The sequence below is a fragment of the Geobacter sp. genome (assembly GCF_030834625.1).
In the GTDB taxonomy this organism is placed as follows: Bacteria; Desulfobacterota; Desulfuromonadia; order Geobacterales; family Geobacteraceae; genus Geobacter.
Map to the genome: position 1 here is coordinate 1 of NZ_JAUQXO010000058.1, position 25,222 is coordinate 25,222.

General features: G+C 57.8%; 26 protein-coding genes. 22 read left to right on the forward strand and 4 right to left on the reverse strand.

Going from position 1 to position 25,222, the window contains the following annotated elements; translation table 11 throughout:
• Window positions 1-79: transposase (locus tag RCH91_RS13700; protein ID WP_306534530.1), on the reverse strand; the 79-nt coding region annotated here is incomplete at its 3' end.
• 170 nt (window positions 80-249) lie between these two features.
• Here RCH91_RS13700 and RCH91_RS13705 point away from each other — a divergent pair.
• Window positions 250-1,161 carry a mechanosensitive ion channel family protein gene (locus tag RCH91_RS13705; RefSeq protein WP_306535528.1) on the forward strand — a complete coding sequence of 304 codons (912 nt, stop codon included), beginning with the start codon at window positions 250-252 and terminating at the stop codon, window positions 1,159-1,161.
• Window positions 1,162-1,409: 248 nt separating this feature from the next.
• Here the strand turns inward: RCH91_RS13705 and RCH91_RS13710 are convergent, their stop codons facing one another.
• Window positions 1,410-1,991 carry a recombinase family protein gene (locus RCH91_RS13710; RefSeq protein WP_306535529.1) on the reverse strand — a complete coding sequence of 194 codons (582 nt, stop codon included), beginning with the start codon at window positions 1,989-1,991 and terminating at the stop codon, window positions 1,410-1,412.
• Window positions 1,992-2,264: 273 nt separating this feature from the next.
• On the opposite strand from RCH91_RS13710, the gene RCH91_RS13715 reads away from it, so the two are divergent.
• From RCH91_RS13715 to RCH91_RS13735, 5 genes are read left to right on the forward strand one after another with little or no spacing between them, the layout of a single operon-like run.
• A complete protein-coding gene (locus RCH91_RS13715; RefSeq protein WP_306535530.1) occupies window positions 2,265-2,873 on the forward strand; it encodes a TetR/AcrR family transcriptional regulator in 609 nt (202 codons plus the stop codon).
• Complete coding sequence (locus RCH91_RS13720; protein WP_306535531.1) at window positions 2,870-4,021, forward strand: efflux RND transporter periplasmic adaptor subunit; 1,152 nt, start codon at window positions 2,870-2,872, stop codon at window positions 4,019-4,021. The genes RCH91_RS13715 and RCH91_RS13720 overlap by 4 nt, the downstream gene beginning before the upstream one ends.
• Window positions 4,018-5,223: an FtsX-like permease family protein gene (locus tag RCH91_RS13725; protein WP_306535532.1), complete on the forward strand. Its 1,206-nt coding sequence runs from the start codon at window positions 4,018-4,020 to the stop codon at window positions 5,221-5,223. The genes RCH91_RS13720 and RCH91_RS13725 overlap by 4 nt, the downstream gene beginning before the upstream one ends.
• Before the next feature lies 1 nt (window position 5,224).
• Window positions 5,225-5,935, forward strand: coding sequence for an ABC transporter ATP-binding protein (locus RCH91_RS13730; RefSeq protein ID WP_306535533.1), 711 nt, complete (start codon window positions 5,225-5,227; stop codon window positions 5,933-5,935).
• A gap of 28 nt (window positions 5,936-5,963) precedes the next feature.
• Window positions 5,964-7,496: an efflux transporter outer membrane subunit gene (locus tag RCH91_RS13735; RefSeq protein ID WP_373694393.1), complete on the forward strand. Its 1,533-nt coding sequence runs from the start codon at window positions 5,964-5,966 to the stop codon at window positions 7,494-7,496.
• Window positions 7,497-7,564: 68 nt separating this feature from the next.
• Here RCH91_RS13735 and RCH91_RS13740 read toward each other — a convergent pair whose 3' ends face one another.
• Both RCH91_RS13740 and ric read right to left on the reverse strand, forming a co-directional pair.
• A complete protein-coding gene (locus tag RCH91_RS13740; protein ID WP_306535535.1) occupies window positions 7,565-8,353 on the reverse strand; it encodes a PP2C family protein-serine/threonine phosphatase in 789 nt (262 codons plus the stop codon).
• Between the two features lie 54 nt (window positions 8,354-8,407).
• The gene (gene ric / locus RCH91_RS13745; RefSeq protein WP_306535536.1) at window positions 8,408-9,157 is read right to left on the reverse strand and encodes an iron-sulfur cluster repair di-iron protein; all 750 of its coding nucleotides are present in this window, start codon (window positions 9,155-9,157) and stop codon (window positions 8,408-8,410) included.
• Window positions 9,158-9,438: 281 nt separating this feature from the next.
• Between ric and RCH91_RS13750 the strand changes: the two genes are divergently transcribed.
• The 16 genes from RCH91_RS13750 to RCH91_RS13825 all read left to right on the forward strand — a co-directional run bounded on the left by RCH91_RS13750 (window position 9,439) and on the right by RCH91_RS13825 (window position 24,848).
• Window positions 9,439-9,660: a ferredoxin gene (locus tag RCH91_RS13750; protein WP_306535537.1), complete on the forward strand. Its 222-nt coding sequence runs from the start codon at window positions 9,439-9,441 to the stop codon at window positions 9,658-9,660.
• Window positions 9,661-9,680: 20 nt separating this feature from the next.
• Entirely contained in the window at window positions 9,681-10,241 is a 561-nt protein-coding gene (locus RCH91_RS13755; RefSeq protein WP_306535538.1) for a hemerythrin domain-containing protein, read from the forward strand.
• A 40-nt stretch (window positions 10,242-10,281) separates the two neighbouring features.
• A complete protein-coding gene (gene acnA, locus RCH91_RS13760; RefSeq protein WP_306535539.1) occupies window positions 10,282-13,083 on the forward strand; it encodes an aconitate hydratase AcnA in 2,802 nt (933 codons plus the stop codon).
• Window positions 13,084-13,149: 66 nt separating this feature from the next.
• Complete coding sequence (locus RCH91_RS13765) at window positions 13,150-13,815, forward strand: succinate dehydrogenase cytochrome b subunit (RefSeq protein ID WP_306535540.1); 666 nt, start codon at window positions 13,150-13,152, stop codon at window positions 13,813-13,815.
• A 92-nt stretch (window positions 13,816-13,907) separates the two neighbouring features.
• Entirely contained in the window at window positions 13,908-14,174 is a 267-nt protein-coding gene (locus tag RCH91_RS13770; RefSeq protein WP_306535541.1) for a hypothetical protein, read from the forward strand.
• 138 nt (window positions 14,175-14,312) lie between these two features.
• Entirely contained in the window at window positions 14,313-14,684 is a 372-nt protein-coding gene (locus RCH91_RS13775; RefSeq protein ID WP_306535542.1) for a rhodanese-like domain-containing protein, read from the forward strand.
• Between the two features lie 207 nt (window positions 14,685-14,891).
• The gene (locus RCH91_RS13780) at window positions 14,892-15,059 is read left to right on the forward strand and encodes a hypothetical protein (protein WP_306535543.1); all 168 of its coding nucleotides are present in this window, start codon (window positions 14,892-14,894) and stop codon (window positions 15,057-15,059) included.
• A 208-nt stretch (window positions 15,060-15,267) separates the two neighbouring features.
• Window positions 15,268-15,876 carry a hypothetical protein gene (locus RCH91_RS13785; protein ID WP_306535544.1) on the forward strand — a complete coding sequence of 203 codons (609 nt, stop codon included), beginning with the start codon at window positions 15,268-15,270 and terminating at the stop codon, window positions 15,874-15,876.
• Between the two features lie 68 nt (window positions 15,877-15,944).
• Entirely contained in the window at window positions 15,945-16,166 is a 222-nt protein-coding gene (locus RCH91_RS13790; protein WP_306535545.1) for a ferredoxin, read from the forward strand.
• Window positions 16,167-16,270: 104 nt separating this feature from the next.
• Window positions 16,271-16,582: a Rieske (2Fe-2S) protein gene (locus RCH91_RS13795; protein WP_306535546.1), complete on the forward strand. Its 312-nt coding sequence runs from the start codon at window positions 16,271-16,273 to the stop codon at window positions 16,580-16,582.
• Between the two features lie 61 nt (window positions 16,583-16,643).
• A complete protein-coding gene (locus RCH91_RS13800) occupies window positions 16,644-17,945 on the forward strand; it encodes a diguanylate cyclase (protein WP_306535547.1) in 1,302 nt (433 codons plus the stop codon).
• Window positions 17,946-18,020: 75 nt separating this feature from the next.
• Window positions 18,021-19,355, forward strand: coding sequence for an FAD-dependent oxidoreductase (locus RCH91_RS13805; protein ID WP_306535548.1), 1,335 nt, complete (start codon window positions 18,021-18,023; stop codon window positions 19,353-19,355).
• A gap of 37 nt (window positions 19,356-19,392) precedes the next feature.
• Complete coding sequence (locus RCH91_RS13810; protein ID WP_306535549.1) at window positions 19,393-19,941, forward strand: DUF488 family protein; 549 nt, start codon at window positions 19,393-19,395, stop codon at window positions 19,939-19,941.
• Window positions 19,942-20,243: 302 nt separating this feature from the next.
• Entirely contained in the window at window positions 20,244-21,086 is an 843-nt protein-coding gene (locus RCH91_RS13815; RefSeq protein ID WP_306535550.1) for a diguanylate cyclase, read from the forward strand.
• 162 nt (window positions 21,087-21,248) lie between these two features.
• Window positions 21,249-23,441, forward strand: a complete 2,193-nt coding sequence (locus RCH91_RS13820; RefSeq protein ID WP_306535551.1) for an ATP-binding protein — start codon at window positions 21,249-21,251, stop codon at window positions 23,439-23,441.
• A gap of 6 nt (window positions 23,442-23,447) precedes the next feature.
• Complete coding sequence (locus RCH91_RS13825; protein WP_306535552.1) at window positions 23,448-24,848, forward strand: sigma-54 dependent transcriptional regulator; 1,401 nt, start codon at window positions 23,448-23,450, stop codon at window positions 24,846-24,848.
• The last annotated feature ends 374 nt before the right edge of the window (window positions 24,849-25,222 follow it).

The window sequence follows — 25,222 nt, forward strand, 5'->3', positions numbered from 1 at the left end:
TTTGGGACAGCCCTTGCTCTGTTACCAGTTTGACCGCCTCTGCTCGAAACTCTGGCGTGTAACGTTGCTGCTTCTTCATGTTCCCCTCCCTCTCGGTAGTTTACCAAGTGGGAGTGTCCATTGTCTTCAGGATACGTCATACAGACGCAGCTCGCTCGCTGGCAGAAAGATTTTCAGGAGCAGCGTGCATCACGGTCAGTGGGGCAATTCCTGGTCGATTGGTCTGTATCATTCAGGCATTACGCCAGGTTGATCTGGAATTTCGAACTCTTTGCGGTGGAAGACACGGTTGAGGTGGGTGGGCAGAAGATCATCACCTCCCGAGGTGTTACGGTCGGCAAGAGCGCAGGCGCGGTCATCCTGTTTTTTGCCGGCTACATGGTAATCGCGTTTCTGGGCCGGCGTCTGCAACGGGTCCTGGTCAGCCGGTTCGGCGTCAACGAGCAGAACGCGAACGTCATGCGCCGCTGGCTCGTTGCGGTCTTCGCGTTCATCCTGCTGGTACTCACCCTCAACCTGGCACGTATTCCTCTGACCGTTTTCGCCTTCCTCGGTGGCGCGCTGGCCATCGGTGTCGGCTTCGGCACCCAGACCCTCATCAAGAATTTCATCAGCGGGATACTCCTTCTGATCGAACGCAAGGTGAGGGTAGGCGACATCGTAGAGGTGGAAGGGGTCGTGGGAAGGGTGACGGAGGTCGACATCCGCTCCTCCACCGTCCTTGGGTTCGACGGGGTGGAAACGCTGATCCCGAACGCGAGCTTCCTGGAAAACAAGGTGACCAACTGGACCCACACCAGCCCCCAGATGCGCCGGGTGCTTCGGGTCGGAGTCGCCTACGGTTCGCCGGTACAGGCCGTTTCGGAAGTTCTCATGGAGTGCGCCGGCCGGCACGGGCTGATTCTCAATACCCCGGAACCGGTGGTTCTCTTCGAGGACTTCGGCGACAACTCCCTCATTTTTGCCCTCTATTTCTGGATCGAGATGCTGCCCCAGGTCAATGCGCTCAAAGTGGCAAGCGATCTGCGCTTCATGATCGAGAAACGGTTTGCGGAAAAGGGGATTATTATCTCGTTCCCGCAACGGGACGTGCATTTTGATACTGGGCGTCCGCTTAAGGTTCATATCGTGAGCGATGCACAAGGGAACCTTGGCTGCTAAGTAGAGGGGCGTTGATCACACAACAGTCGACGCTTTATGTATGTCAACTCTGAACAAGTAATATTGTTTACTATCTACCGACTTCAATTCGTTGCAACTATTGATGTCAGTTTTTTTTGTAAATACTTTTACATAAATCAAATATTACGTAAAAGTATTTACTATGCTGCGGTATTAGCTAAAAGTATTTACTAGAGCGCGGCTGCCGTCGAAGTAACTGTAGCTCAATACGAATTCTTGCATTACATTCAAGGTGTCTTTTCTGGGCTACGTACTTCAGCGAGATAACTGAAAAAGGTTCTCCTCCCTATTCCAATCGCTTTGCAGATTTCTGCGGCAGTCTGGTTTGAGTTCTCGTAAAGGATCCGTGCCTGCTCAAGTTTTGTCCGATCTGTTTTAGGTCTTCCACCGGTTCTACCTCTCGCTTTTGCCGCTGCTCTCCCTGCCGCCGCTCTTTCAGCCTTTAGTTCTCTCTCCATTTGGTTAATGGCCCCCATAATGGAAATAAAAGCTCTGCCAGTGGCGGTAGAGGTGTTGATGTTTTCACGTAGGGATTGGAGATGGATTCCTCTTTCTTCCAAGATTTTCACCGTCTGCAGAAGATGCATAAGAGATCTCGACATCCGGCTCAATTCTGTAATGACGAGTGTGTCGCCATGTCGCAGATACTCGAGCAGTTGGTTCCACTCCGGTCGTGATTCTTTTACCCCACTGATTCGATCAGCAAATATTTTGCTGCACCCGGCTTTTTTGAGATCGTCGAGCTGGGAATCAAGATTTTGACCCGATGTACTTACTCTTGCGTAGCCGATTTTGTGAGGGTGAGACATTGTGAGCCTCAATATACTTTTCTGAAATCTGAAACATACTGATAGTGCCACAACTTAATGGCGCTGTCAATTTTATGCACTTTGATTGTTGCACATATTATTGCACTTATTTTTGGGCAAATCACGATCTCGATGAAACGTGAAGGGTGGAGTGCATAAAGTATACTTTTTGCACCCACATCTCTGTGGTTTATTTTGACATGAACAGTATGCTTGCTATTTTTTTCTTTTCAATTAAGATAGTAATTAATTACTATCTTTAACGAGGCTACCATGAACAATCATGCAAGACATCTTCCAGCGAATGAACGGCGCGCCGTAACGGTCGAGGCGGTAGTTGAATTGGCTGGATCACAAAACCCCAGCGAAATCACGACCGCTGCTATCGCCAAGCACATGCATCTAACTCAAGGGGCATTGTTCCGACACTTCCCGAGCAAGGACGCCATCTGGCAAGCCGTCATGGAGTGGGTGGCCGAGCGTCTCCTGAATCGGATCGATCGGGCGGCGCAAGGAATCGACTCGACTCTGGCGGCCATGGAAGCGATGTTCATGAGTCACGTCGAATTCGTGGCTGAGCATCCCGGCGTACCCCGGATGATGTTCAGCGAACTCCAGCGCGCTGAATCGACGCCAGCCAAGCGCATGGTGCAGATGTTGATTCAGCGTTACGGGGAGCGTCTGCACCACCTGATCGAGAAAGGCAAGGCGAGCGGTGAATTATCGCCATCGCTGGATAAGGAGGCAGCTGCCACCCTGTTCATTGGCACGATTCAAGGTCTTGTCATGCAATCGCTACTGGCCGGAGAAGTGGAGCGTATGCGACGCGACGCGCCACGGGTATTTGCCATTTACCGACGCGGCATAGGGAGTACGCCATGAAACGACTTTCCCTGCAGGGACGCACGCTGACCCTGATTGCGGTCATCATTCCGCTGCTGGCACTCTTCGTCTATGTTGGTTTCCGGTCCGGCCCCTTGGCACCCGTGGCCGTGACGGTCGCAAGAGTGGAATCCCAGGCGATAACGCCCAGCCTATTCGGCATCGGTACGGTGGAGGCCCGCTACACTTACAAGATCGGGCCCACCTTTGCCGGGCGCGTCAAACGCCTGGATGTGCATGTGGGAGACCATGTCAAGGCGGGACAGGTGCTCGGCGAGATGGATCCGGTCGATCTCGATGACCGGGTCCGTTCCCAAGAGTCGGCCCTTAATCGGGCACAGGCGGCACTGCGCGAGGCGGAAGCCCGGCAGGCTTACGCGAAGATCCAGGCAGACCGCTATGGACAGTTGCTGGCCGTGCGTTCCACCAGCGAGGAATCCGCCACCACGAAGCGGCATGAACTGCAGATAGCGGACGCCGCGCTTGCCGCGGCCCGGGAAGACCTCGCCCGAACCCGTTCCGACCGCGAGGCCCTGGCGGCACAGAGGAGCAATCTGCGCCTCATCGCCCCAGTCGACGGAGTGGTTGCCGTCCGGAACGCCGACCCCGGTACCACCATCGTTGCCGGCCAGGCCGTGGTCGAGGTCATCGATCCCAAAACTCTCTGGGTCAACGTGCGCTTCGATCAGATCAACGCGGCCGGGCTCGCAGGGGGGCTCCCCGCCCGCGTTGTCCTCCGCTCCCGGGAGGGAGAGGCATTGCAGGGCCGCGTACTCCGCGTGGAGCCCAAGGCGGATGCCGTCACCGAAGAGACCCTGGCCAAGGTCGTCTTCGACATGATACCCCGCCCGTTGCCGCCGGTGGGGGAGCTGGCCGAAGTCACCATCGATCTCCCCTCCCTCCCGGCGGCGCCCGTGGTTCCCAATGCCGCCATCCGGCGCAATGGCGGAGGGATCGGCGTGTGGCGCATCGCGGATGGGAAGCTCGGTTTCGCACCGCTTAAGGTGGGAGCTTCCGACCTGAACGGCTTCGTGCAGGTGCGCGAGGGGATCAAGGAGGGAGACCGGATCGTGGGTTACAGCGAAAAGATGCTGCACGCCCGGAGCCGTGTTCGCGTGGTGGAGCGCATCCCCGGGGTGTCCAAATGATAAGCCTCGCCAGCCGGGACATACTCCATGCGTGGAGGAAGTTTGTCTTTACGGGCGTCGGCCTCGGCCTGCTGATAGGGGTGACGCTCACCATGGCCGGAGTCTACCGGGGGATGGTCGATGACGGCAGGGTCCTGCTGGATAACAGCGGCGCCGACCTGTGGGTGGTGCAGAAGGATACCCTGGGACCCTACGCGGAGTCGTCCAGCCTGAATGATGACGTTTATCGGAGCATCCTCGCCATGCCGGGGGTCGACCGGGCGGCTAACGTGACGTACCTGACCATGCAGGTGCGCAAGGGGGGAAACGATGTGCGCTCCATGGTCGTCGGCATAGCCCCCGGCGACATCGGCGTCACCCCCGGATGGCCTCCCTATCTGGTGGCGGGACGCCAGATCACGCGCTGGCACTACGAAGCAGTGGCCGACATCGCTACCGGCTTCAAACTGGGGGATCGCATCGCCATACGACGCAATCACTACACCGTTGTCGGCCTGACCCGGCGAATGGTGTCGTCGAGCGGCGACCCGATGGTGTTCATTCCCCTCAAGGATGCCCAGGAAGCGCAGTTCCTCAAAGACAACGACGCCATTTGGCAAAGCCGGCGCCGCACCGGGGCCACCCCGGCCTTCAACCAACCCGGGGTGCCGGGGCTGCTGGATGCCGTTATCGCCTCCCAGAGCACCAACGCCTTCGTCAATGCCGTGCTGGTCACCCTGAAGCCGGGCCAGGCGCCGGAGGAGGTGACCGATGCCATCCGCCGGTGGAAGCGCCTGACGGTCTACGACCGGACAGAGATGGAAGGGATTCTCGTGGGCAAACTGATCGCCACTTCGGCCAAGCAGATAGGAATGTTTCTGGTGATTCTGGCTTTTGTCAGCGCGACCATCATCGCCTTCATCATCTATACGCTCACCATGGACAAAATCCGCGAGATCGCCGTGCTGAAACTCATCGGCACCCGCAACCGCACCATCGCCGCCATGATCCTCCAACAGGCGCTGGCCCTGGGGGTGATCGGCTTCGTGGTGGGGAAGATTGCCGCCACCTACGCCGCGCCGTTCTTTCCCAAGTATGTGCTGCTGATGCCGCGCGATTCCATTGCGGGTTTCTTCGCCGTGATGCTGATCTGCGTCCTTTCCAGTATCGTCGCCATCCGCATGGCGCTCAAGGTCGATCCGGCTGAAGCGATTGGAGGTTGATATGGACGGCAAAGGGATACTCATCGAAGGGTTGAGGAAACGCTACGGCCAAGGGGACACCGCTGTCGATGCGCTGAAGGGAGTCGATATGCACGTAGAGCCCGGCGAGGTGGTCGGCCTGATTGGCCCGTCCGGTTCGGGAAAAAGCACTCTGCTCAAATGTCTGGGGGCGGTGATCGACCCTACTGCCGGCTCCATGACGCTGGGGGGCGAGGTCATCTACGACAACGGCTGGAAAGTTCGCGACCTGCGCGCCCTGCGTCGCGACAAAATCGGCTTCGTGTTTCAGGCACCCTATCTCATCCCCTTTATCGACGTCACCGACAACGTGGCACTGCTCCCCATGCTGGCGAGAGTGCCCAACGCCGAGGCGCGCAAGCGTGCCCTCGACCTCCTCGCCGCCCTGGACGTGCAGCACCGTGCCAAAGCGATGCCTTCCCAGTTGTCGGGCGGCGAGCAGCAGCGGGTGGCTATTGCACGCGGCCTGGTCAACCACCCGCCGGTGATCCTGGCCGACGAGCCCACGGCACCGTTGGATTCAGAGCGCGCCATGGCGGTCATCCGCATCCTCAACGACATGGCACGCAAGTTCGAGACCGCCGTTATCGTTGTTACCCACGACGAGAAAATCATTCCTACCTTCAAGCGCATCTACCACATCCGCGACGGAGTGACACATGAAGAAGCAGGCGAGGGGCGGGGTTTCCAATGAACGCGGGACCGAACGGAAGGAGCATTGTATGATCCACCCCGGATTCCTCCTGTGGACGCGGAAACTCATGGCGCCGGCCCTTGTCTTCATGCTTGCCGGCTGTGCGGTGGGGCCCGACTTCAAACGCCCGGCTGCTCCGGATGTATCCAATTACACGGCGACCCCTATTCCCGAGCAGACCGCTTCCGCACCAACAACAATGGGTGAAGCGCAGCAGTTCGTCACCGGCGTGCCCCTCGAAGCCCAATGGTGGCGTAGCCTGAAATCTTCCAAGCTGGACGCTCTGATCGAGGTGGCGCTCACGGGGAGCCCCTCCCTTGCCTCTGCACGGGCCACGTTGCGCCAGGCGGAGGAGATCTATGCCGCCCGTGCGGGATCGACGCTTTATCCCCAGGTGAACGCCGGTTTCAGCGCCCAACGCCAACGCCTGAATCCGGGCATATTTGGACAAGACGGCAATGCGCGGGAGTTCAGCCTGTACAATGCCGGCGTGGGCGTACGCTACAACCTCGATCTTGCAGGGGGAACCCGCCGCACACTGGAAGCCCTGGCCGCCCGCGCGGACTACCGCCGCTACGAAGTGGAAGCCGTGCGTCTGACCCTTGCGGGCAACATTGTCACCGCAGCGATCACCCGAGCGCGGCTCGACACCCAGATCGAAGCCACAGGCGCCATCCTGCACGCCGAGGAGGAGCAGTTGCGGATTGCCCGCGAACGCCTCCGTTTGGGCCAGGCATCGCCCAACGAGGTGCTGTTGCTGGAAACCCAGACGGAGCAGACGCGCGCCGATTTGCCCGGGCTGCGCAAGCAGCTTCAGCAGACTGAACATCTTCTCGCCGTGCTTGCCGGCCGAGCGCCGGGCGCGGGCGATGTCCCGATCTTCACCCTCGCGGATTTCACCCTGCCGGCCCAATTGCCTGTTGTCGTGCCGTCGGAGCTGGTGCGCCGCCGCCCGGACATCCGGGCATCCGAGGCATTGCTGCATGCGGCCAATGCCGAATACGGGGCGGCCGTGGCCAGGCTCTATCCGCAACTCACCCTGAGCTCCGATCTCGCCAGCCAGGCGTTTACCACCGGCGCCCTGTTTGGCAGCGGGTCGGCGGTGTGGAGCCTTGTCGGCCAATTGACGCAACCGCTGTTCAATCCCGGCCTCTCTGCAGAAAAGCGTGCAGCATTCGCTGCCTTCGATGCAGCCGTTGCCAATTACCAGAGGGTCGTTCTGGATGCCCTGCGCACTGTCGCCGACGCCCTGCACGCGGTGGAAAACGACGCGCAGGCATTGGCTGCCTTCGCCGCCGCCCATGAGGCCGCGCAAGGTTCGCTCAAATCCGTGGAACGGCAATACCAGTTGGGTGCGGCCGACTATGTGCAACTACTCATCGCCCAGCAGCAGGCGCAGCGTATACGGATCAACCTGATCTCGGCCCAGACTCAGCGTCTGGTTGACAGCTCATCATTGTATCAGGCCATGGGGGGCGTGTCGGTCATGGCTGTACATCTTCATGGCTCCGATGGGGATGGGGAGGGATCGTCTGGCTCTACACCCTTGTCTGGTTCGTGATCGAGGCCCGGACAAAGCTGGGGGCCTACCGCATCTTTGACCGGCGAGCGCCGGGACTATTGGAGAAATTACGCCGTTGACGGGCCGTGGATATCGACGACAAGGAGGGTGCAGTCATCATCCGGAGGGTCGGCGGCACCGAACGTTTGAAGGCTCGTGAAGACGGAGTCAAGGAACTCCAGGTGATCCGACCCATTGCGTGCCAGCATCTCCTTCAGGCGCTCCAGGCCGAACCGGTCGCCGGAGGGATTGACGGCTTCGATGATTCCGTCGGTATAGAGAAGCAAGCGATCGCCGGGCTCCAGGCTGAAGGAGGCGGGGAGGAAATCGAGTGTCCCGAAATACCCGAGGGGGTTGGTGGTTGGGGCAAGCTCGATGATGTTGTCTGCACGGCGAACCAGGGGAGGGACATGCCCTGCGTTGACGTAATCCAGTTCCAGGGTCTTCGGGTCGATAATCCCCATGAAGAGCGTGGTCGAAAAATAGAGGTCGAACGTCCGGGACCGCTCGGCAAAATGGATGAGAAATGCATTTACCCGCGAGGCGATTTCTTTCGGTTCAATCAGTTCGAATGCCGCATGGTGGATGAATCCGTAGAGCATCGACATCACGACAGATGCGTGGAGGCCGTGGCCGGTGACATCACCGATAATGAGGGCCAATCGGCTGTCCGGCAGGGGGATGGAGTCGAAATAGTCTCCGCCCAGCACCCCCGCCGTGCGGTTCTTCACGCCGATGCAGTTCCACGTGCAAACGGGGGAACTCTTCGGGAAGAGGAGCCGCTCCACCTCCCTAGCCAGTTTCAACTCGAACGGGTCTATCTGCAACCTGTCCTTGCCGCGCTTTTTCTCAGTCATAGTCACCCATCCCCGAACGGCAAGCCCGGTTGGCGCCTCGCCCGTTAACCACACTCACAATGCCGAGGGGATCAGATCTCTTTCCGCTTTCAGGAAAAGGATGTTGTTTTCCAGGTGCACGTGTTTGTGGAGGTCGTCCTCGAACTCCTTCAGTTTCTGGTAGGTGACCGCGTAGGTGTTGCAGGCGTCGCCGGGGAGCGCGAAATCCCTGGCGAGATGACGGATGGTGTGAATTGCATCGCCTACCTCTTCGTGCTCCCGGCGGAGTCTCACCAGATCCCCCCGGATGGCGTCGATATCCCGCAGTTCCGGCCTTTCCCCCGCCTTTTTCGCCGCAGCGGCCCGCTTGACGGCCGGAAAGAAGATTTCCTCCTCCTCGCGCAGATGGGTTGCCAGATCGGCGGCGACCTTCTCGAAGATCGCGGCGATCTCCTTCACTTCGGCATGGCGGCCGCCGTGGACCTCGGCGACCTTGCGGGCGTACAGGGCTATCTGCCCGGCATTGTCCTTGATGTAGGCGTGGTGGACGGCAACGATGTAGTCGGCCAGGAACGGGAGTTCCCACGCGGCAAAGTTCTGGCTCCGCTCCATCGGTTCCCTCTTCGCCGCCTCAATTTCCCGTAAGAGGACGGCAGGATCGATCCCTTGCCGCTGGCAGATGGCAGAAAGTGCTACGTTTCCGCCACAGCAGAAGTCGATTCCGTACTTCTCGAAAACTTCTGCGGTCCGGTAGTCCTCGGCAACGAATTCGCCGATTGTTTTGTCGGCTGTCTCCGCTGTTTGCGAACTCATCGACTCTGTCATTATTTCCTCCTTCGGACACTTCGGACAGATTGGGAGTGCACTTAACGTTATCACGCCCCCCAGCAAGTTCAAGTACCTGCCAGGCTCAGTTTCCGCCAAGACAGAGACCTCCCGGCCGTTGGTCGTGTTCCAGCTGATTCAACGGATCAATCGTCTGCCTGAGTTGCATTCCTCGGGAAGTATAGTACCCTTGGTGCCACTCACAACAGAATTCAGGTTTGTTACGTGTCCAAGGGGCGCCGAACGTGTTCGGCGCCTAAACTTTTACCGGGAGGATGCATATGATCAAAGCACCATGGATTGACAAGGGAGAATGCATAAGCTGCGGGCTTTGTGTGGACAACGTTCCCGAGGTGTTTCGTTTCGATGACGAAAACAAGGCGGAATGCTACGACCCCAATGGCGCCTCCGAGGACGACATCCAGAGCGGCGCCATTGATGTCTGCCCGGTTTCGTGCATCACGTGGAATACCGAGCCCGACTATCTGAGGAGTTTTGCCTGACACTGGGGAGGACGAGGACAATGGAGAAGAAGCCGACCGAAATTCTGGAAGAGGAACATCACATTATCCAGTTGGTGGTGGGCGTCATGGCCGCTCTTGCTGAAGGGTTGGACGCGGGGAAAGGGCCGGACTGCAGCATTCTCCGGGACTTGGTGGAGTTCATGCGGATGTTCGCCGACAAGTGTCATCACGGCAAGGAAGAGAGTCACCTCTTTCCCCTCCTTGAGGCGAAAGGGGTGCCGGTTACCGGCTGCCCCCTGGGGATCCTCATCCATGAGCATCAGAGCGGCAGAAAACTCGTTATGGAGTTGGCCGAGGCCGCAGAGGCCTGCGGGAAGGGTGCCCCCGAGGCCAATGAACGTTTGCGCGCAAGTCTGCAAGGATTGGTGAACCTCTACCCCAACCATATCTGGAAGGAAGATTATCTGCTGTTTCCCATGACCAACAAGATTCTGAGCGACGAAGAGCAGCGGGAACTGCTGGAAAAGTTTGAACTGGTCGAGGAATCGATCGGGAAGGGTGAGCATCACCGGTTCGTGACAATGGCCGAAGTGCTGGCAGAACAAACGCAGCGATTGTAATCGGCCAAATTTTCAGCCGAAGACAGCGTGAGGTGAGAGTATGTCACGAAACAGCCTCGACAGTTTCGAAAGCAGGACGATCCTGGCCCTTGGCCGATCCCGCTACAACTACCACTCCCTGCCGAAGTTCGCCGAGTCGTTCCGCGCGGATATTTCACGGCTCCCTTACTCGATCAAGATCCTTCTGGAGAACCTTCTGCGTCGTGAGGACGGGGTCACGGTCACTCGGGATGATATCGTGGCGCTCGGCCACTGGCATCCCCGGACTCTCCCGGATCGGGAGATCCAGTTCATGCCGGCGCGGGTTCTGCTCCAGGACTTTACCGGCGTGCCGGCAATCGCCGACCTGGCCGCCATGCGCTCGGCCCTGAAGCGCCTGGGGGGCGATCCCGCCCGGATCAATCCCTTGCAGCCGGCCGATCTCATCATCGACCATTCGGTGCAGGTGGATCAGTACGGCACCCTCTCGGCTCCCGAGACGAATGCCGATCTCGAATTCAGGCGCAACCGCGAGCGTTACCAGTTTCTCCGCTGGGGACAGAGGGCGTTCCGCAATTTTCGCGTGGTCCCGCCCGATACCGGCATCTGTCACCAGGTAAACCTCGAATACCTCGCCCGAATTGCCATGGTGGCCAAACAGAACGACAGGAAATGGGTCTATCCCGACACCCTTGTCGGCACCGATTCCCACACCACCATGGTCAACGGCTTGGGGGTCGTGGGGTGGGGGGTAGGGGGAATAGAGGCGGAAGCGGCGCTCCTGGGCCAGCCCTGTTCCATGCTGATTCCCCGGGTGGTGGGGTTCAGGTTCGCGGGGAGGCTCCCCCCGGGCGCAACGGCCACGGACCTGGTCCTCACGGTCACGCAGATGCTGCGCAAGAAGGGGGTGGTCGGCGCGTTCGTGGAGTTCTTCGGCCCGGGCCTGGCCTCGCTTACGGTTGCCGACCGCGCCACCATCGGCAACATGGCCCCCGAGTACGGAGCGACCATCGGAGTTTTCCCGGTGGACGGACAGACGCTCGACTATATGCGTCTCACCGGCCGGGCCGCTCTGGTCCCTCTCATCGAAGCCTATTTTCGGGAGCAGGGCCTGTGGTACAGCCCTGATCAGCCGGAGCCGCGGTACTCGGACACCATCGAGCTGGATCTCGGCACCGTGGAGCCGTGTGTGGCCGGCCCTTCCCGCCCCCAAGACCGGATACCCCTCACAGAGGTGCGCGGCTCATTCCGGAAATCCCTGGCCGGACTCATGCAGAACGAGGCGGCCCGCATGGACCGGAGCATCCTGGACTGCTGGTTCGGCGACGGCGGGGCCCCCCGCTATGTGGCCCCGGAGCTTTCCATCGCCCCTCCGGACGAGAAGCTCGGCCCCCTGGAGCGGTGCGTGCCGGTCAGGCAGCCCGACGGCGTGGCCTACAATCTCTGCCACGGCTCCATCGTCATTGCCGCCATCACCAGTTGCACCAACACCTCGAACCCGTCGGTTCTCATGGCCGCCGGACTCCTTGCCAGAAATGCGGTGCAGCGGGGTCTCCAGGTCAAACCGTGGGTCAAGACCAGCTTTGCCCCCGGCTCCCGGGTTGTGACCGATTATCTCGCCTCCGCCGGACTCATGGCATACCTGGAAGGGCTCCGCTTCCATCTCGTGGGCTATGGCTGCACCACCTGCATCGGCAACAGCGGACCGCTCCCCGACCATATCGCCCAGGCCGTAGTGGACGGCGGTCTCGCCGTGGCGGCGGTCCTGTCGGGAAACCGCAACTTCGAGGGGCGGATCAACAACTATGTCCGGACAAACTACCTTGCCTCGCCTCCCTTGGTGGTGGCCTATGCCCTGGCCGGAAACATCTCGATGGATCTTACCCGCGATCCGGTCGGCATCGATCCGAACGGCCAGCCGGTCTACCTGAGGGATATCTGGCCCGCGGACGAGGAGGTTGCCGATCTGGTGCGCAGATACGTGACTCCCGAGCGTTTCAGCCGTGGCTACGCCGATATCCTGCGGGGCAACGGGGACTGGGAGGGGCTCCCCGTTCCCGCGAGCGAGCTGTTCCGATGGGAGGAAACATCCACCTATCTGAAGGAACCGCCCTTTTTCGCCGATGTCACGGCCGTGCCGGCACCGGTCAACGATATCCGCGGCGCCCGGGTTCTGGCGCTCCTGGGAGACTCGGTCACCACCGACCACATCTCCCCGGCCGGCGCCATCGCCCGGGAGTCCCCGGCCGGCCGCTATCTCGTCTCCCTGGGGGTGAAGCCCGAGGACTTCAACTCCTACGGCTCCCGCCGCGGTAATCACGAGGTGATGGTCCGAGGAACCTTCGCCAACATTCGGATCCGCAACCTGCTGGTGCCGGGGGTCGAGGGAGGCGTGACGAAATACTTCCCCAAGGGGGAGGGGGAGGTCATGTCCATCTACGATGCCGCCATGAGCTACCAGGAGAAGGGCATCCCCCTCGTCGTCATGGCCGGCGCCGAATACGGCACCGGCTCATCCCGGGACTGGGCCGCGAAGGGAACCAGGCTCCTGGGGGTCCGCGCGGTGATTGCGCAGAGTTTCGAGCGGATCCATCGTTCGAACCTCATCGGCATGGGGGTTCTGCCGCTCCAGTTCATGGCGGGTGAAACCGGCGCAACCCTCGGCTTCAGCGGCGGGGAGACCTTTGACATCGATGGGATCGCCTCCCTTGCCCCCGGCGGGACGCTCCGGGTCACAGCCCGGACCGCCACCGGAAGCGTCAGGGAATTTCAGGTGCTGGTCCGCATCGACACCCCCAACGAGCTCGATTATTACCGCCATGGGGGAATTCTCCCCTATGTGCTGCGTCAGACATTAGCCTGAAGATAAATCAATAGGGTTTTTGACCATCAGTTTTTGTTTGGCTCATATCTTTCAGGAGGTAGGAACATGAGTTTGTTGAATAACACCGTGGGGAGAAAAGTCCTGATGGCAATAACCGGGCAACTCATGGTTTTTTTTGTTCTCATTCATATGTTGGGGAACTCATCCATTTTCATCGGTCCAAACGGCATCAATGCCTATGCTGAACATCTACACAGCCTCGGGTTTCTTGTCTGGATTTTTCGGGCGATCATGGCGATGTTACTGGTCATTCATGTCGTGTTGGGAATTCAGATAAGCCTGGAAAACCGGGCCGCCAGCCCCACGGACTATGCGATATACAATAAGCTCAGCACCACTTTTGCCGGCAAAACCATGCTCTATTCCGGGCTTCTTCTCCTGGTTTTCATTATTTTCCACCTCCTGCATTTTACCGCTCGCATCATTCCCGGCTTGGCGCTTGGCGTCGACGCCCAAGGGCGTTTCGATGTTTATTCAATGATGGTGAGCAGTTTCCGGTACGGTCCCATTACCGCAGTTTATGTCGCTGCCATGATCGTGCTCTTTTTTCACCTCTCACACGGCATCCAGAGCTTTTTCCAGACGATGGGATGGAGCAATGACAAAACGCGTCCTATTTACATAAAAGCAGGCATAGCAACAGCAGTGGTGCTGTTTTTGGGCTATGCCGCCATTCCCCTATCCATCATCTCTGGTTTCCTGAAAAGCTAGCCGGGCATCATTCCGTCGAGGTGGCCGCAAGACGCAGGCGACACGCTGTCTTTCCCGTTTCACCGTCCCAACAAAAAAAGGAGAAAGCGACCATGAAAAAACTGAATGCAAAAATGCTGGAGGAACTTGGTGAGAGTGAATATAGGGAGCTGGTAGTTGTTTATTGCAAGCTGCGTGACTTGAAGACGTCCATTACCCAGATGCATGATGACTACGTCGCGCAGGCCACACCGCCAGAATTGAACAAGGTGCAGGCAATCCACTTGCTCGTCGATGAGGTGTTTGATGACTTGGATCGATACCTGCGCCCCCAATGTGATCCTGATTCTGCCTATAGAACCGTGGAACGTGATGAATGATAGAAAGCATCACTATTCAGCTCGGCTGTAGTGCCGGCCAGCATACTCATTTCGCTACGAGAGGCCGATAAACAAGCTGTTGGCGATGGACTGGATTGGAACAATCGTGTTCATCGTGATGTCAAAGGGAGGGTCTCAATGATGGACGAATTCGGAATGACTGCTGACGAAGTAAAATCTCGCATGAAAAGCGGAGATGAGCTGTTTTTCGTAAATTTTCGACATCACCAAGACTGGGATCTGGCGGTCATGAAAGTTCGGGGTGCTCTACGCGTGCCAGATGACAGGTTGGAACAACATCTCTCCGAAATCCCCCGCGATCTACCAATCATTGTCTACTCGACTTGTCCGGGAGATGAACCAGTCCTACGAGCCGCGCAATTCCTTCATCAGAATGGCTGGAGTGATGTTCACTTCTTGATCGGTGGTTTCAATAAATATTGCGAAGGCGGGCTACCAGTGGAGGAAGTGGGCGAGGGAAGTACATCCAAAAAACTCAGGGGGCTCTGATGACTCAAACGGATGGAGTCTGAATACCGATCATTCCCCACCTTCCTAATCCCATAGTTTATCGCCAAGGCTTTGACAGAACCATTTCGGCAGATGGTTGCACCTTGAGGTACATTGGCAGGGAACCAGATGCGAAGCACTGCTTTGGAGGAGACGGATGAATAATTGAGCGGGTGTCCAACAGCGAGGGTAAAGGAGGATTTCCGTATGGAAAACTGCAGAACAAATGAGGTGTTGTCGGAACAAATAGCGATAATTCAAGAATTCGCACAGAAATTGGATACGAATGACTTGAGTCAGTTGAAAGCAAACCTTGCAGAAATAGAAATGGCGCTGAACAGACTCAATGAATTTGTGGCGTATCTCCCCAAGTAGGCTTGTTTTAACTTTGACGCTTGTATTCCCTGGTTAGGCGATCCAGGCAGAAGAACCGGTTAGCTGGCACACGCCCGGACTCCGCACCTTCTATCTGATTGGCTTGCGCAACCGGTTCCCACTGCTTCTTGACCTGGCATGCCGTGATCTGTTTCATGTGCGATAGATACGCCTCACTACCCGATAATCCTTCTCTGGAGATCAAACAATGATGGCAATAACCTTCAGGACATGGGTGCGAGCTGAATTAGAGACCGTCTGGTCCGTTGTTTTAGACAGTGTTGAGAATCCACAGAGGTATATGTCGAATGTGGAAGCAGTCAGGGTATTGGAACGGCTTGAAGGTGGAATTACCAAGGAACTCAAGATGCGTGGAATGGAATCTGCGCCCGGGCGCTTTGATTTTTTCGTGTTCGAAAGGGGAACTCTGAAGGAGATTAAAAACACGGAAAATGACAACGTGTTCGTCAACGGAGTGTTCGACTCCTTTGTGTTTGAAAGCTCAATTATCAGGGAAGTCACAGTGAGGGACGAGCCTTACAGGGAAAGGATTCGGATAAGCAATAAGGAGAGGAAAATTCACCGCGAACTGATCGACCATCCCACCTGTTCCAGAAAGATAATCGTAAAAGCGGTTCCCAGTTCCGTGCAGAACCCCATGGCTCCTGTTGATCTACAATTCTTCTTGGAACTGGAATTCATGAAAGGGGCGAAAGAGGGAAAAGAAGAGATGACGGCAGAACTCAAGAAAGAGCAACAACGGCTCAAGGAGAAGGCTGAGGAACTGGAAACGAGAGCTTTATGGAGAGAAGGCTAACCGGCCTTGCATTGGCGGTTGCCATGTGACCGACAATTTTTTAACTAAACCGGATGAGGGAGGAAAAGATGACAAAAGCACCATGGGTTGACAAGGGAGAATGCATAAGCTGTGGGCTCTGCGTGGACAACGTTCCCGAAGTGTTTCGCTTCGATGACGACAACAAGGCGGAATGCTACGACCCCAACGGCGCATCGGAGGACGACATCCAACATGATGCCATCGATGTCTGCCCGGTTTCGTGCATCAGCTGGAGTACCGAACACGACTATCTGAGGAGCTTCGCCTGACGGAGTCTGCCGCTGCCCTTCTCCAGCACTGCCCCGACGGGATGGAATGCTCCGTCTCGGCGGGTTTATTGCGTCAGATCTATGATAGGAAAGGAGGGGTCCCCATGCTGTTTGCTGCAAAACTCGCCGAAGTCCCCCTTTGGGGCAAGAAGCTCGTCACCGTCAACGGTGAAGAGGTGGTGCTGATCAACGACAAGGGGAAGATATCCGCCTGCGAGAACTATTGTCCCCATCAGGGAAGTCCGATGCTGGCGGGAATCGTCAAGGAAGGCATCATAGCGTGTCCGCGGCACGGCTGGCACTACGACCTGGCCAATGGCTTCTGCACCGACCATCCCGGCTATACCCTGAAAACCTACCGGGTTGAGGTGGTCGGCGACGACATCATGATCGATATGACAGCCGGTTCCGACTGAACGGGGTATGATGAAAACATGAGGGGAAATTTTGCGAGCATCTATGCTCATTGTTGACACTATGCGGATCAACAAACTGAAACCATCTCGCCTGACCCAGCCGGAAACCTATTCCCTGATCCTTGCCTGTGGTTGGACAATCGTCATTGTCATATCGCTCCTGGCAAGCATTTCTGTCCACCGGCAGGAGATCGTGGCAATCGCTCAGAATGTCGCCAGAGCATATATCGATAAAGACATCCTCTACCGCAACTGGAATGCGTTTCATGGTGGTATCTATGTGCCGACTGACCGGGGACTTTCGCCCAATCAGTTCTACCCGCCATCGGTCCAGGAGCGGGATGTGATAACACCGTCCGGACGTCGTCTGACCCTTGTCAATCCGTCGTACATGACGCGCCAGATTTACGAGTTTGCCCAGAAGAAGGATAAAATTTCCGGACGGATCACGAGCCTTAAACCATTGCGGCCTGAGAACAAAGCCGACCTCTGGGAGGAATCAGCTTTGCGTGAATTTGAACAGGGCCGCCAGGAGGTCAGCAGCGTGGTAACGGAAGGCGGCATGAGGCACATGCGGCTCATGCGCCCTTTGGTCACCGAAGAAAGCTGTCTTCCCTGTCATGCTCACCAGGGCTACAAAAAGGGCGATATCCGTGGCGGCATCAGTATCAGGCTGCCCATGATGCTCTTTGGGCCGGCCATGGGTAAACAGGTTGGCTTGCTCTGGGCAGGCCATGGCGTCATGTGGCTGTTGGGGCTCACTGGGTTGTATACCGGCTACAGGGGACTGCGGCGCCGCACCGAAGAACGGGATCTCGCTGAACAAGAACTGAAACGATTGAATGCAATCCTTGAGAACGAGGCAACGACCGACTCTCTGACCGGCATCTGTAACCGGCGGAAGTTTTCTGGACGGCTTCACATGGAGATACAGGAGGCAAAGCGCTACGGTATGCCGCTGGCGCTCATCTTCTTCGACATTGACCATTTCAAGCTGGTCAACGACACCCATGGGCACGAAACCGGCGACAACGTATTGCAGGAACTTGTCCGAATCGTAACCGGCATGATCCGCCAGACCGACATCTTCGCCCGCTTCGGCGGGGAGGAGTTCGTCATTCTCGTGCACAACAACGATGTCAGGACGGGGCGGGAACTTGCGGAGAAAATCAGATCCCGCGTGGAACAACACCGGTTCCCGCAGATCGGTAGCGTTACCTGCAGCTTTGGCGTTGCCCAGTTTTATCCAGATGACACGGTGGAAACCTTTATCAAGCGAGCCGATGATGCCATGTATGCTGCCAAACAAGCAGGGAGAAACCGGGTTGAAACTCGCTGCGACTGCCAGCCCGGCGCTGCATAAAGCAGGATGATGTGTATTCAAGGCAACCGACTGTACGGTGCAACGCGCCAATAACAAACCCTTGGAGGCGATCAGATGAAAACGGTGATTATCGGCGGGGTAGCCGGCGGACTGTCCGCTGCCAGCCAGATCAAGCGCGTGGATCGCGAGACACAGGTGATTGTCCTGGAAAAGTCCGGCGACCTTTCATACGCCGCCTGCGGGATGCCCTACAACCTCTTCTTCAAGGATACACCGGTGGAGGATCTCTATGCCCTGAGCCTCGACACGATCCGGAACGGGCGTGGCATCGATTACCGGCTCCGCCATGAAGCTGTCGCCATCGATCCCCGGCGCCAGGAGGTGACGGTTGTCGACCGGGTAGAGAACCGGGAGTACCGCGAAAGCTATGATTTCCTGGTCTACTCCACGGGCAATCGGCCCGTCGCCCTGTCCCTTCCAGGATTCGATGATCCGACGGTCTGTTACTTCAAGACCCTGGACGACACACGGCGGGTAAAACGCCTGATTCATGATCAGTCGCCATCATGTGCGATTTTGGTGGGGGCCGGATATACCAATCTGGAGGTGGCCGACGTCCTCTACAACAAGAGGATCCGGCCGGTTATCGTGGAAAAAGCCCCGACGATTCTCCCCGCCTTTGCAGCGGAGATCCGGGACAAGGTGATGGAGAAGATTGCTGAGAAGGGGATCGAGTTCCATGCCGGCGTGGACGTCCTGGAGAAGGAAGGCGCCACGGTACGGACCACGGCCGGCGATTTCGACGCCGGCCTCGTGGTCGTTGCCATAGGAGTAAAGCCGAACACCGCTCTTTTCGCCACGGCGGGGGGCGAACTCGGAGTTGCCGGGGCCGCCAAGGTTGACCGCTTCTTGCGGACGAACCTCCCCGGCGTCTTTGCCGCCGGAGACTGCTCCGAGCACTATGTCCGCCAACTGGGGAGGAACAGCTACATGCCGCTTGGCCCGGTCGCCAATAGACAGGGACGTCTTGCGGGCAACAACATAGCTCACCGCGATGCCATGACGATGTTTCACGGCATCGATCAGACCGCAGCGTTCAAGTTTTTCGACCTGACGGTTGCCACAACCGGCCTCAACGAACGACAGCTTCAGGAGATGGGTAAAGAGTTCAAAAAAATCCACGTGGACACACCGACGAGAGGATCATTCCCCGGGGGAGGCACGATGCGGATCGTGCTTCTGTTCGAGAGGGGAAGCGGTCTGCTCCTCGGTGGCCAGATGGTGGGACAGGACGTGGTGGCGAAACGGCTCGACGTCCTCGCCACAGCCATTTACAAGCAGATGACGGTGTTCGAGCTGGCGGAGCTCGATCTGAGCTACGCGCCTCCCTACGCACCGGTGTGGGATCCTCTCCTCATTGCGGCGAACCAGGCGGTCAAGGCCGTGTGACCTGATGCCTGGACAGGAAAGGAAAGGACGGGCCGTCATGGAAATAGCGATGGAGTCCCAACCCCTGACCATATACACCGTGGGTCATTCGACGCGCAGCCTGGATGAATTCGTCGGACTGTTACGGGCGCACGGCATCAGGCAGCTCGTTGACGTGCGCACCATCCCCCGCTCGCGGCACAATCCCCAGTTCAATCGCGACACCCTGAGCATATACCTCCGTAACCGTCGCATCGGCTACCGGCACATGAAAGAGCTGGGAGGATTGCGGCACACCCGGACCGATTCGCCCAACATGGGGTGGCACAACGCCTCTTTTCGAGGCTTTGCCGACTACATGCAGACGCCGGCGTTTGACGCGGCCCTGGAAGAACTCATTAAGGTGGCCCGAAGAAAAACGACTGCCATCATGTGCGCCGAGACCGTACCCTGGCGCTGTCACCGCTCGCTCATCGGTGATGCCCTCGTCGTTCGCGGCATCGAAGTCAGCAACATCATGAGCCTTAGGAGCGTAACGCGGCATAGCCTCACGGCCATGGCGACCGTGGAGGGGATGCGGATAACGTACCCGGCCAGACAGGACTAATTCATGCTCCTCAGCTCCCAACAACCTGCCCATGGCTGAGGAAGAGAACCCGTCAAAGATTAATGGTTCTTCTTTGACGCCTCTCCTGTCCGACAAGAATTTTCCTGCTGTGCAGGAACCTTTATTGGGGACAGGAAACAATTTCCGGATACATACACCTCCACGAGATGCGATATGCTGAAAGAATAACTGGTTACGACAGAGCGGGTGTTGGTATGCGCCGTGCAATCGTGCTGGTCTGAAACGGAAGCGGTTGGTGGGCGACTAGGCCAGGTGAACGACAGCCATCCCAAGAGAGAAAAATGAACGTGAAAGATCATCTCAACAGTCTGCCTAAGCCCCTTGTTATCACGTTGGGTGTTATCATTCTTGGGATGGTTGGCGTAATTGACTACCTTACGGGACCCAACTTTTCGCTCTCCATTCTCTACCTGATTCCCGTTTTACTGGTTTCCTGGTATGCAGGGAGATTGCCCGGCATTGCAATATCCGTTGCCTGCGCTTTGACATGGCTCGTAGCCAGTTTGTTGGCGAAGAAGTATCACGAATACCCGGTCGTTCTTTATTGGAACGACATGATGGAGTTGGCATTTTTTTTAACGGTAACGATTCTGATAACAGCGCTCAAAAGCTCATTGCAGCGTGAAATGGTCCTGGCAAAAACCGATTATTTGACAAAATTACCCAATAGAAGGTGTTTTTTCGAATTTTCAGAAAAAGAACTAGGCAGGAGTCTTCGCTACAGGCACCCTCTGACGATCATTTATCTCGATATCGACAATTTCAAAACGGTTAATGATACGATGGGACACAGTGCAGGGAATGACCTGCTCTGCTTAGTGGCAGGGACCCTCAGTCGCAACATACGGTCAACCGATATGGTGGCAAGACTGGGCGGCGATGAATTTGCGTTGCTCCTGCCGGAGAGCGACGCTGAATCGGCAAGGAATGTCGTCCGTAAAGTGATGAACAGTCTTAAGGGAGCCCTCAAGGATGACTGGCCGGTAACCTTCAGCGTCGGGATGGTAACATACATGCTCCCACCGGCATCGGTAGATGAGATGGTGAAAAAAGCCGACAATCTGATGTATGCAGTGAAACTGGCCGGCAAGGGTGCGGTTCGGCACGAGGTAGTGGAACATTAAAACTGTAAAACTGTCGTCAGTCTGCAATGCAGATGATGACAAAACGATAGGCCCGGAAAAGACGATCCCATGTCCAAGACGATTTCTCCTGTGTTCAAGAGGAGGCTGACTCCCCTCTCAATCGCGCTCGTCTATGCTCTAGTTGGCGGAGTGTGGCTATTGGTGACGTACGCCCTGATCGGCACCTCATTCAAGGGACAGCAATCCGCGGTGTGGCTGACCGTGCTGAACGGGGTGCTGCTGATTGGTGTGTCGTCGGCTCTGCTGTTTCTGTTGATTCGCCGCAGGGAAGCGACCATAACACGCTCACAGGAGTCGCTGCGGCGGACCAACCGTGCGCTTGCGACTCTGAGCGAGTGCGATCACACTCTCTTGCATGCCGCGGATGAACAGGGATTTGTCAGTGATGTCTGCCGGGTTGCGGTGGAACACGGGGGCTACCGTCAGGCGTGGGTCTGGTTTGCCGAGGCCGATGGGGTGGCGTCCGTGCGGCCGGTGGCGAGCTGGGACAACAAGGCAACGAAGATGAAGACCCTTCCCGACCCGGATATGGGGCAGGGGGCCGCGCGGGAAGCTCTCTCTACTGGGTTTCCTGTCGTCCGGAACATCAATGCCAGACTGGGTGCCGGCGAACTGTTCAAACGTATCGCGTCTGCCGTGATAGCGCTGCCGCTGTCCGGCGACGACGGGACCTTCGGCGCCCTGGTCATTTACGCCGATGAGGCCGACGCCTTTGACCCGGAAGAGGTGGATCTTTTGCAGAAACTGGCGGGCAACCTCGCCTACGGGATCGCAACGCTCCGGATCCAGGCCGAAAAGAATCAGTTCGAACAACAACATGCGGTTCTCGCTGCCGTCATTGATCAGTTCATGCAGGGGGTCATTCTCTTTGCCCCCGATGGGGCGATAAGCTACGTCAATCCGGCGTTTGAGAGGATCAACGGGGCAGACCGCGCCACAATCATCGGTGAAAGCATTCACAACTGCGGCGGGGCTCTCCTGGGAGCGCCCTTCGTTCAGACTCTCAAAGACGTTGTCGCACAGTCGACGACCCATACCGGCAGATATGTCATCGCACGGAACGACGGCAGCATTGTGGATGTCGAAGCAGTTCTTTCCCCGGTCAGGGAGAGCTCCGGCACCGTCGTAAGCTATGCCGTCATTGTCCGGGACCTGACACCGGAGATTCAGCTGGAAAACCAGCTGCGCCATGCGCAGAAAATGGAAGCCGTGGGGACGCTGGCCGGAGGAATCGCCCATGATTTCAATAATATTCTGGGAGCCATCATCATCAGCTCAGAACTGGCGCTCGACGATGCCAAGGAAGGCATAACCAACCAGGAACTGCTTGAAATTGTGCTTAATGCCGCCGAGCGGGGCAGGAACCTTGTCACGCAGATTCTCGCCTTCAGCCGGCAAGGGGAACAGAAACGGCAGACGGTGCGGCTCTCTCCCATCGTGAAGGAATGCCTGAAGCTGCTGCGGGCATCGCTGCCGACCACCATCGATATCCGTCCTGCCATCCGCTCCGAAGAGGCAATGGCCCTGGTCGATCCGACCCAGATCCACCAGGTCATCGTGAATCTCTGCACCAATGCTGCCCATGCGATGCACGGCAAGGTCGGTGTGCTGGAAATATCCCTGTCAGATGTCACCCTTCAGGAGGATGTTGCCGGCACCCATCCCGACCTCCATGCCGGGCCCTATGTGGAACTGTCGGTCAAAGACACGGGACACGGGATGGGAAGTGAGGTTCTGGAGCGAATCTTCGATCCGTTTTTCACCACGAAGGAACAGGGAAGGGGAACAGGACTGGGGCTGCCCGTTGTCTACGGCATCGTGAAGGATCATGGAGGGGGGATTGTGGTGGAGAGCGAGCCCGGCAAGGGAACCACCGTGCGGGTCCTGATTCCCAGGGCGGAACCGATTGAGGAACCGCCGGAGGCGGTACCGGACGGCCTCCCCCCAGGAGGAAGCGAGCGGATTCTCTACGTTGACGACGAAGAAGACTTGGTCGCCACCACCGGGGAAATGTTGCGGCGCCTCGGGTACGAGGTCGTTGCCACCACCGGCGGCGTCGAGGCCCTGAAGCTGTTCACCGCTCACCCCGGGAACTTCGACCTGATTATCACCGATCAGACCATGCCCCTGTTGACCGGCACGGAACTGATCAGGGAAATTCGCCTCCTCCGGCCCGATGTGCCGGTACTCCTCTGCTCCGGTTTCATGGACGAAGACGAGGACGCCATCTGTGAGGAGGCCCGGGCGGCAGGCATTGCCGAGGTTCTGCGGAAGCCGGTGGACAGAGATGAAATGGCCCGGGCGATTCGACGGGTAATGAACGGGAGTGTATAAGAGATCATGGCTGCAATCCTTATTATTGACGATGACGAATCGATGCGCTCTTCCCTGTGGCACATGGTGAAGCGGATGGGACACCAGGTGGAAAGTGCCGCGACCCTCGGGGAGGGTCTCGAAAAGGCGGCGGCAGGGGCATTTGACGTGGTGCTGCTCGACGTCAGCCTGCCGGATGGAAACGGTCTCGACGTTCTGCCGGATATCCAGCGGACTCCTGGCGAGCCGGAGGTAATCATCATCACCGGCTACGGCAACCCGGACTCCGCCGAGCTGGCCATCAGGAGCGGGGCCTGGGACTATATCGAAAAGGGAACCTCCCTCAAGGCGATGACCCTGCATCTCGTGCGCGCGCTCCAGTACCGGCAGGAAAAAATTGCCGGCCGCGGCACGAGCGTCACCGCCCTCAAGCGCCATGACATCGTCGGCAACAGCCATAAGATGCGGGATTGCCTGGACCTGGTGGCCCAGGCGGCCGCCGGCGATACCTCGGTAATGATTACCGGTGAAACCGGAACAGGGAAGGAACTTTTTGCCCGGGCCATCCACAACAACAGCCGCCGGGTCGAGGGAAACTTCGTGGTGGTGGATTGTGCCGCGCTGCCGGAAACGCTGGTGGAAAGCCTCCTGTTCGGGCACGAAAAGGGAACGTTCACGGGAGCGGAAAAGGCCCGGGAAGGGCTCATCCAGCAGGCCCACGGGGGGTCCCTCTTCCTGGACGAAGTGGGCGAGCTTCCCCTCTCGGTCCAGAAGGCATTCCTGCGGGTTCTCCAGGAGCGCCGGTTCCGTCCCCTTGGCGGGCAGCGCGAGCTGGCGAGTGATTTCCGTCTCATCTCCGCCACCAACCGGGATCTCGACCAGATGGTGCGCGACGGCAGTTTCCGCGACGACCTGCTGTTCCGGCTCCGTGCGTTCGCCATCGAGCTGCCGCCGCTCCGGGAGCGCCCGGAGGATATCAAGGAGTTGGCCCGTCACCACGTGGACAGGCTCTGCGATCGCTACGGTCTGGCCCCCAAAGGGTTTGCCCCGGAATTTCTGGACACCCTGACCCGGCACTCCTGGCCCGGCAACGTGCGCGAACTGGTCAATACGCTGGAACGGGCTCTCGCGGCGGCCCGCACGGAGCCGACTCTCTTTCCCCAGCACCTCCCCCTCGACATGCGGGTTCAGATCGCGCGGGCGGCCGTGGAGCAGCCCGCAGCAGAAGCAGATCCCCAGCGGATCACCCAGTCGCTGCCCCGGCTCCAGGACTTTCGCGAAACGGTATTCGCCCGGGCCGAAAAAGAATACCTGCGCGATCTGCTCTCCCTCACCGGCAGCGATCTCAAGGAGGCGTGCCGCATTGCCGGACTGTCACTCTCAAGGTTGTACGCCCTCCTCAGCAAGCACGATTTAAAACCTTCATAGGATCTCCTGCAGGTTCCAGCCGTATGGAGTTTTCCTGTGCGGCTGGAATTATTCTTGCCTCACAGGAAAAATCCCCATCCCCCCTGGTAGCAGACACACGTATCTAACCGTAATTACGCCACAAGCGGTAGTGCTTCCTGCTGGCACATGCCATGCTTTAGTAATACACAGACACTAACAAAATCAAAAGAGAGGTAAGTATGAGCGATATAATAATCACGGCCGACTTGGGTGTTATTACCACGGCAATTAAATAGTGCATAAAAAGCCGGTTTGTGATATCGTTCGGGCATGGAAAAGATCGATGCACGAACACTGAATCAAGAAGCGCAGGAGGCCTTGCGGAACCAGATCATAAGGCTGCGCAGGGCTGG

Excerpts from the sequence above, each read along its gene's own strand:
- RCH91_RS13710 (WP_306535529.1), bottom strand. The coding sequence starts at position 1,991 with ATGTCTCACCCTCACAAAATCGGCTACGCAAGAGTAAGTACATCGGGT.
- RCH91_RS13715 (WP_306535530.1), top strand. The coding sequence starts at position 2,265 with ATGAACAATCATGCAAGACATCTTCCAGCGAATGAACGGCGCGCCGTA.
- RCH91_RS13720 (WP_306535531.1), top strand. The coding sequence starts at position 2,870 with ATGAAACGACTTTCCCTGCAGGGACGCACGCTGACCCTGATTGCGGTC.
- RCH91_RS13725 (WP_306535532.1), top strand. The coding sequence starts at position 4,018 with ATGATAAGCCTCGCCAGCCGGGACATACTCCATGCGTGGAGGAAGTTT.
- RCH91_RS13730 (WP_306535533.1), top strand. The coding sequence starts at position 5,225 with ATGGACGGCAAAGGGATACTCATCGAAGGGTTGAGGAAACGCTACGGC.
- RCH91_RS13735 (WP_373694393.1), top strand. The coding sequence starts at position 5,964 with ATGATCCACCCCGGATTCCTCCTGTGGACGCGGAAACTCATGGCGCCG.
- RCH91_RS13740 (WP_306535535.1), bottom strand. The coding sequence starts at position 8,353 with ATGACTGAGAAAAAGCGCGGCAAGGACAGGTTGCAGATAGACCCGTTC.
- ric (WP_306535536.1), bottom strand. The coding sequence starts at position 9,157 with ATGACAGAGTCGATGAGTTCGCAAACAGCGGAGACAGCCGACAAAACA.
- RCH91_RS13750 (WP_306535537.1), top strand. The coding sequence starts at position 9,439 with ATGATCAAAGCACCATGGATTGACAAGGGAGAATGCATAAGCTGCGGG.
- RCH91_RS13755 (WP_306535538.1), top strand. The coding sequence starts at position 9,681 with ATGGAGAAGAAGCCGACCGAAATTCTGGAAGAGGAACATCACATTATC.
- acnA (WP_306535539.1), top strand. The coding sequence starts at position 10,282 with ATGTCACGAAACAGCCTCGACAGTTTCGAAAGCAGGACGATCCTGGCC.
- RCH91_RS13765 (WP_306535540.1), top strand. The coding sequence starts at position 13,150 with ATGAGTTTGTTGAATAACACCGTGGGGAGAAAAGTCCTGATGGCAATA.
- RCH91_RS13770 (WP_306535541.1), top strand. The coding sequence starts at position 13,908 with ATGAAAAAACTGAATGCAAAAATGCTGGAGGAACTTGGTGAGAGTGAA.
- RCH91_RS13775 (WP_306535542.1), top strand. The coding sequence starts at position 14,313 with ATGATGGACGAATTCGGAATGACTGCTGACGAAGTAAAATCTCGCATG.
- RCH91_RS13780 (WP_306535543.1), top strand. The coding sequence starts at position 14,892 with ATGGAAAACTGCAGAACAAATGAGGTGTTGTCGGAACAAATAGCGATA.
- RCH91_RS13785 (WP_306535544.1), top strand. The coding sequence starts at position 15,268 with ATGATGGCAATAACCTTCAGGACATGGGTGCGAGCTGAATTAGAGACC.
- RCH91_RS13790 (WP_306535545.1), top strand. The coding sequence starts at position 15,945 with ATGACAAAAGCACCATGGGTTGACAAGGGAGAATGCATAAGCTGTGGG.
- RCH91_RS13795 (WP_306535546.1), top strand. The coding sequence starts at position 16,271 with ATGCTGTTTGCTGCAAAACTCGCCGAAGTCCCCCTTTGGGGCAAGAAG.
- RCH91_RS13800 (WP_306535547.1), top strand. The coding sequence starts at position 16,644 with ATGCGGATCAACAAACTGAAACCATCTCGCCTGACCCAGCCGGAAACC.
- RCH91_RS13805 (WP_306535548.1), top strand. The coding sequence starts at position 18,021 with ATGAAAACGGTGATTATCGGCGGGGTAGCCGGCGGACTGTCCGCTGCC.
- RCH91_RS13810 (WP_306535549.1), top strand. The coding sequence starts at position 19,393 with ATGGAAATAGCGATGGAGTCCCAACCCCTGACCATATACACCGTGGGT.
- RCH91_RS13815 (WP_306535550.1), top strand. The coding sequence starts at position 20,244 with ATGAACGTGAAAGATCATCTCAACAGTCTGCCTAAGCCCCTTGTTATC.
- RCH91_RS13825 (WP_306535552.1), top strand. The coding sequence starts at position 23,448 with ATGGCTGCAATCCTTATTATTGACGATGACGAATCGATGCGCTCTTCC.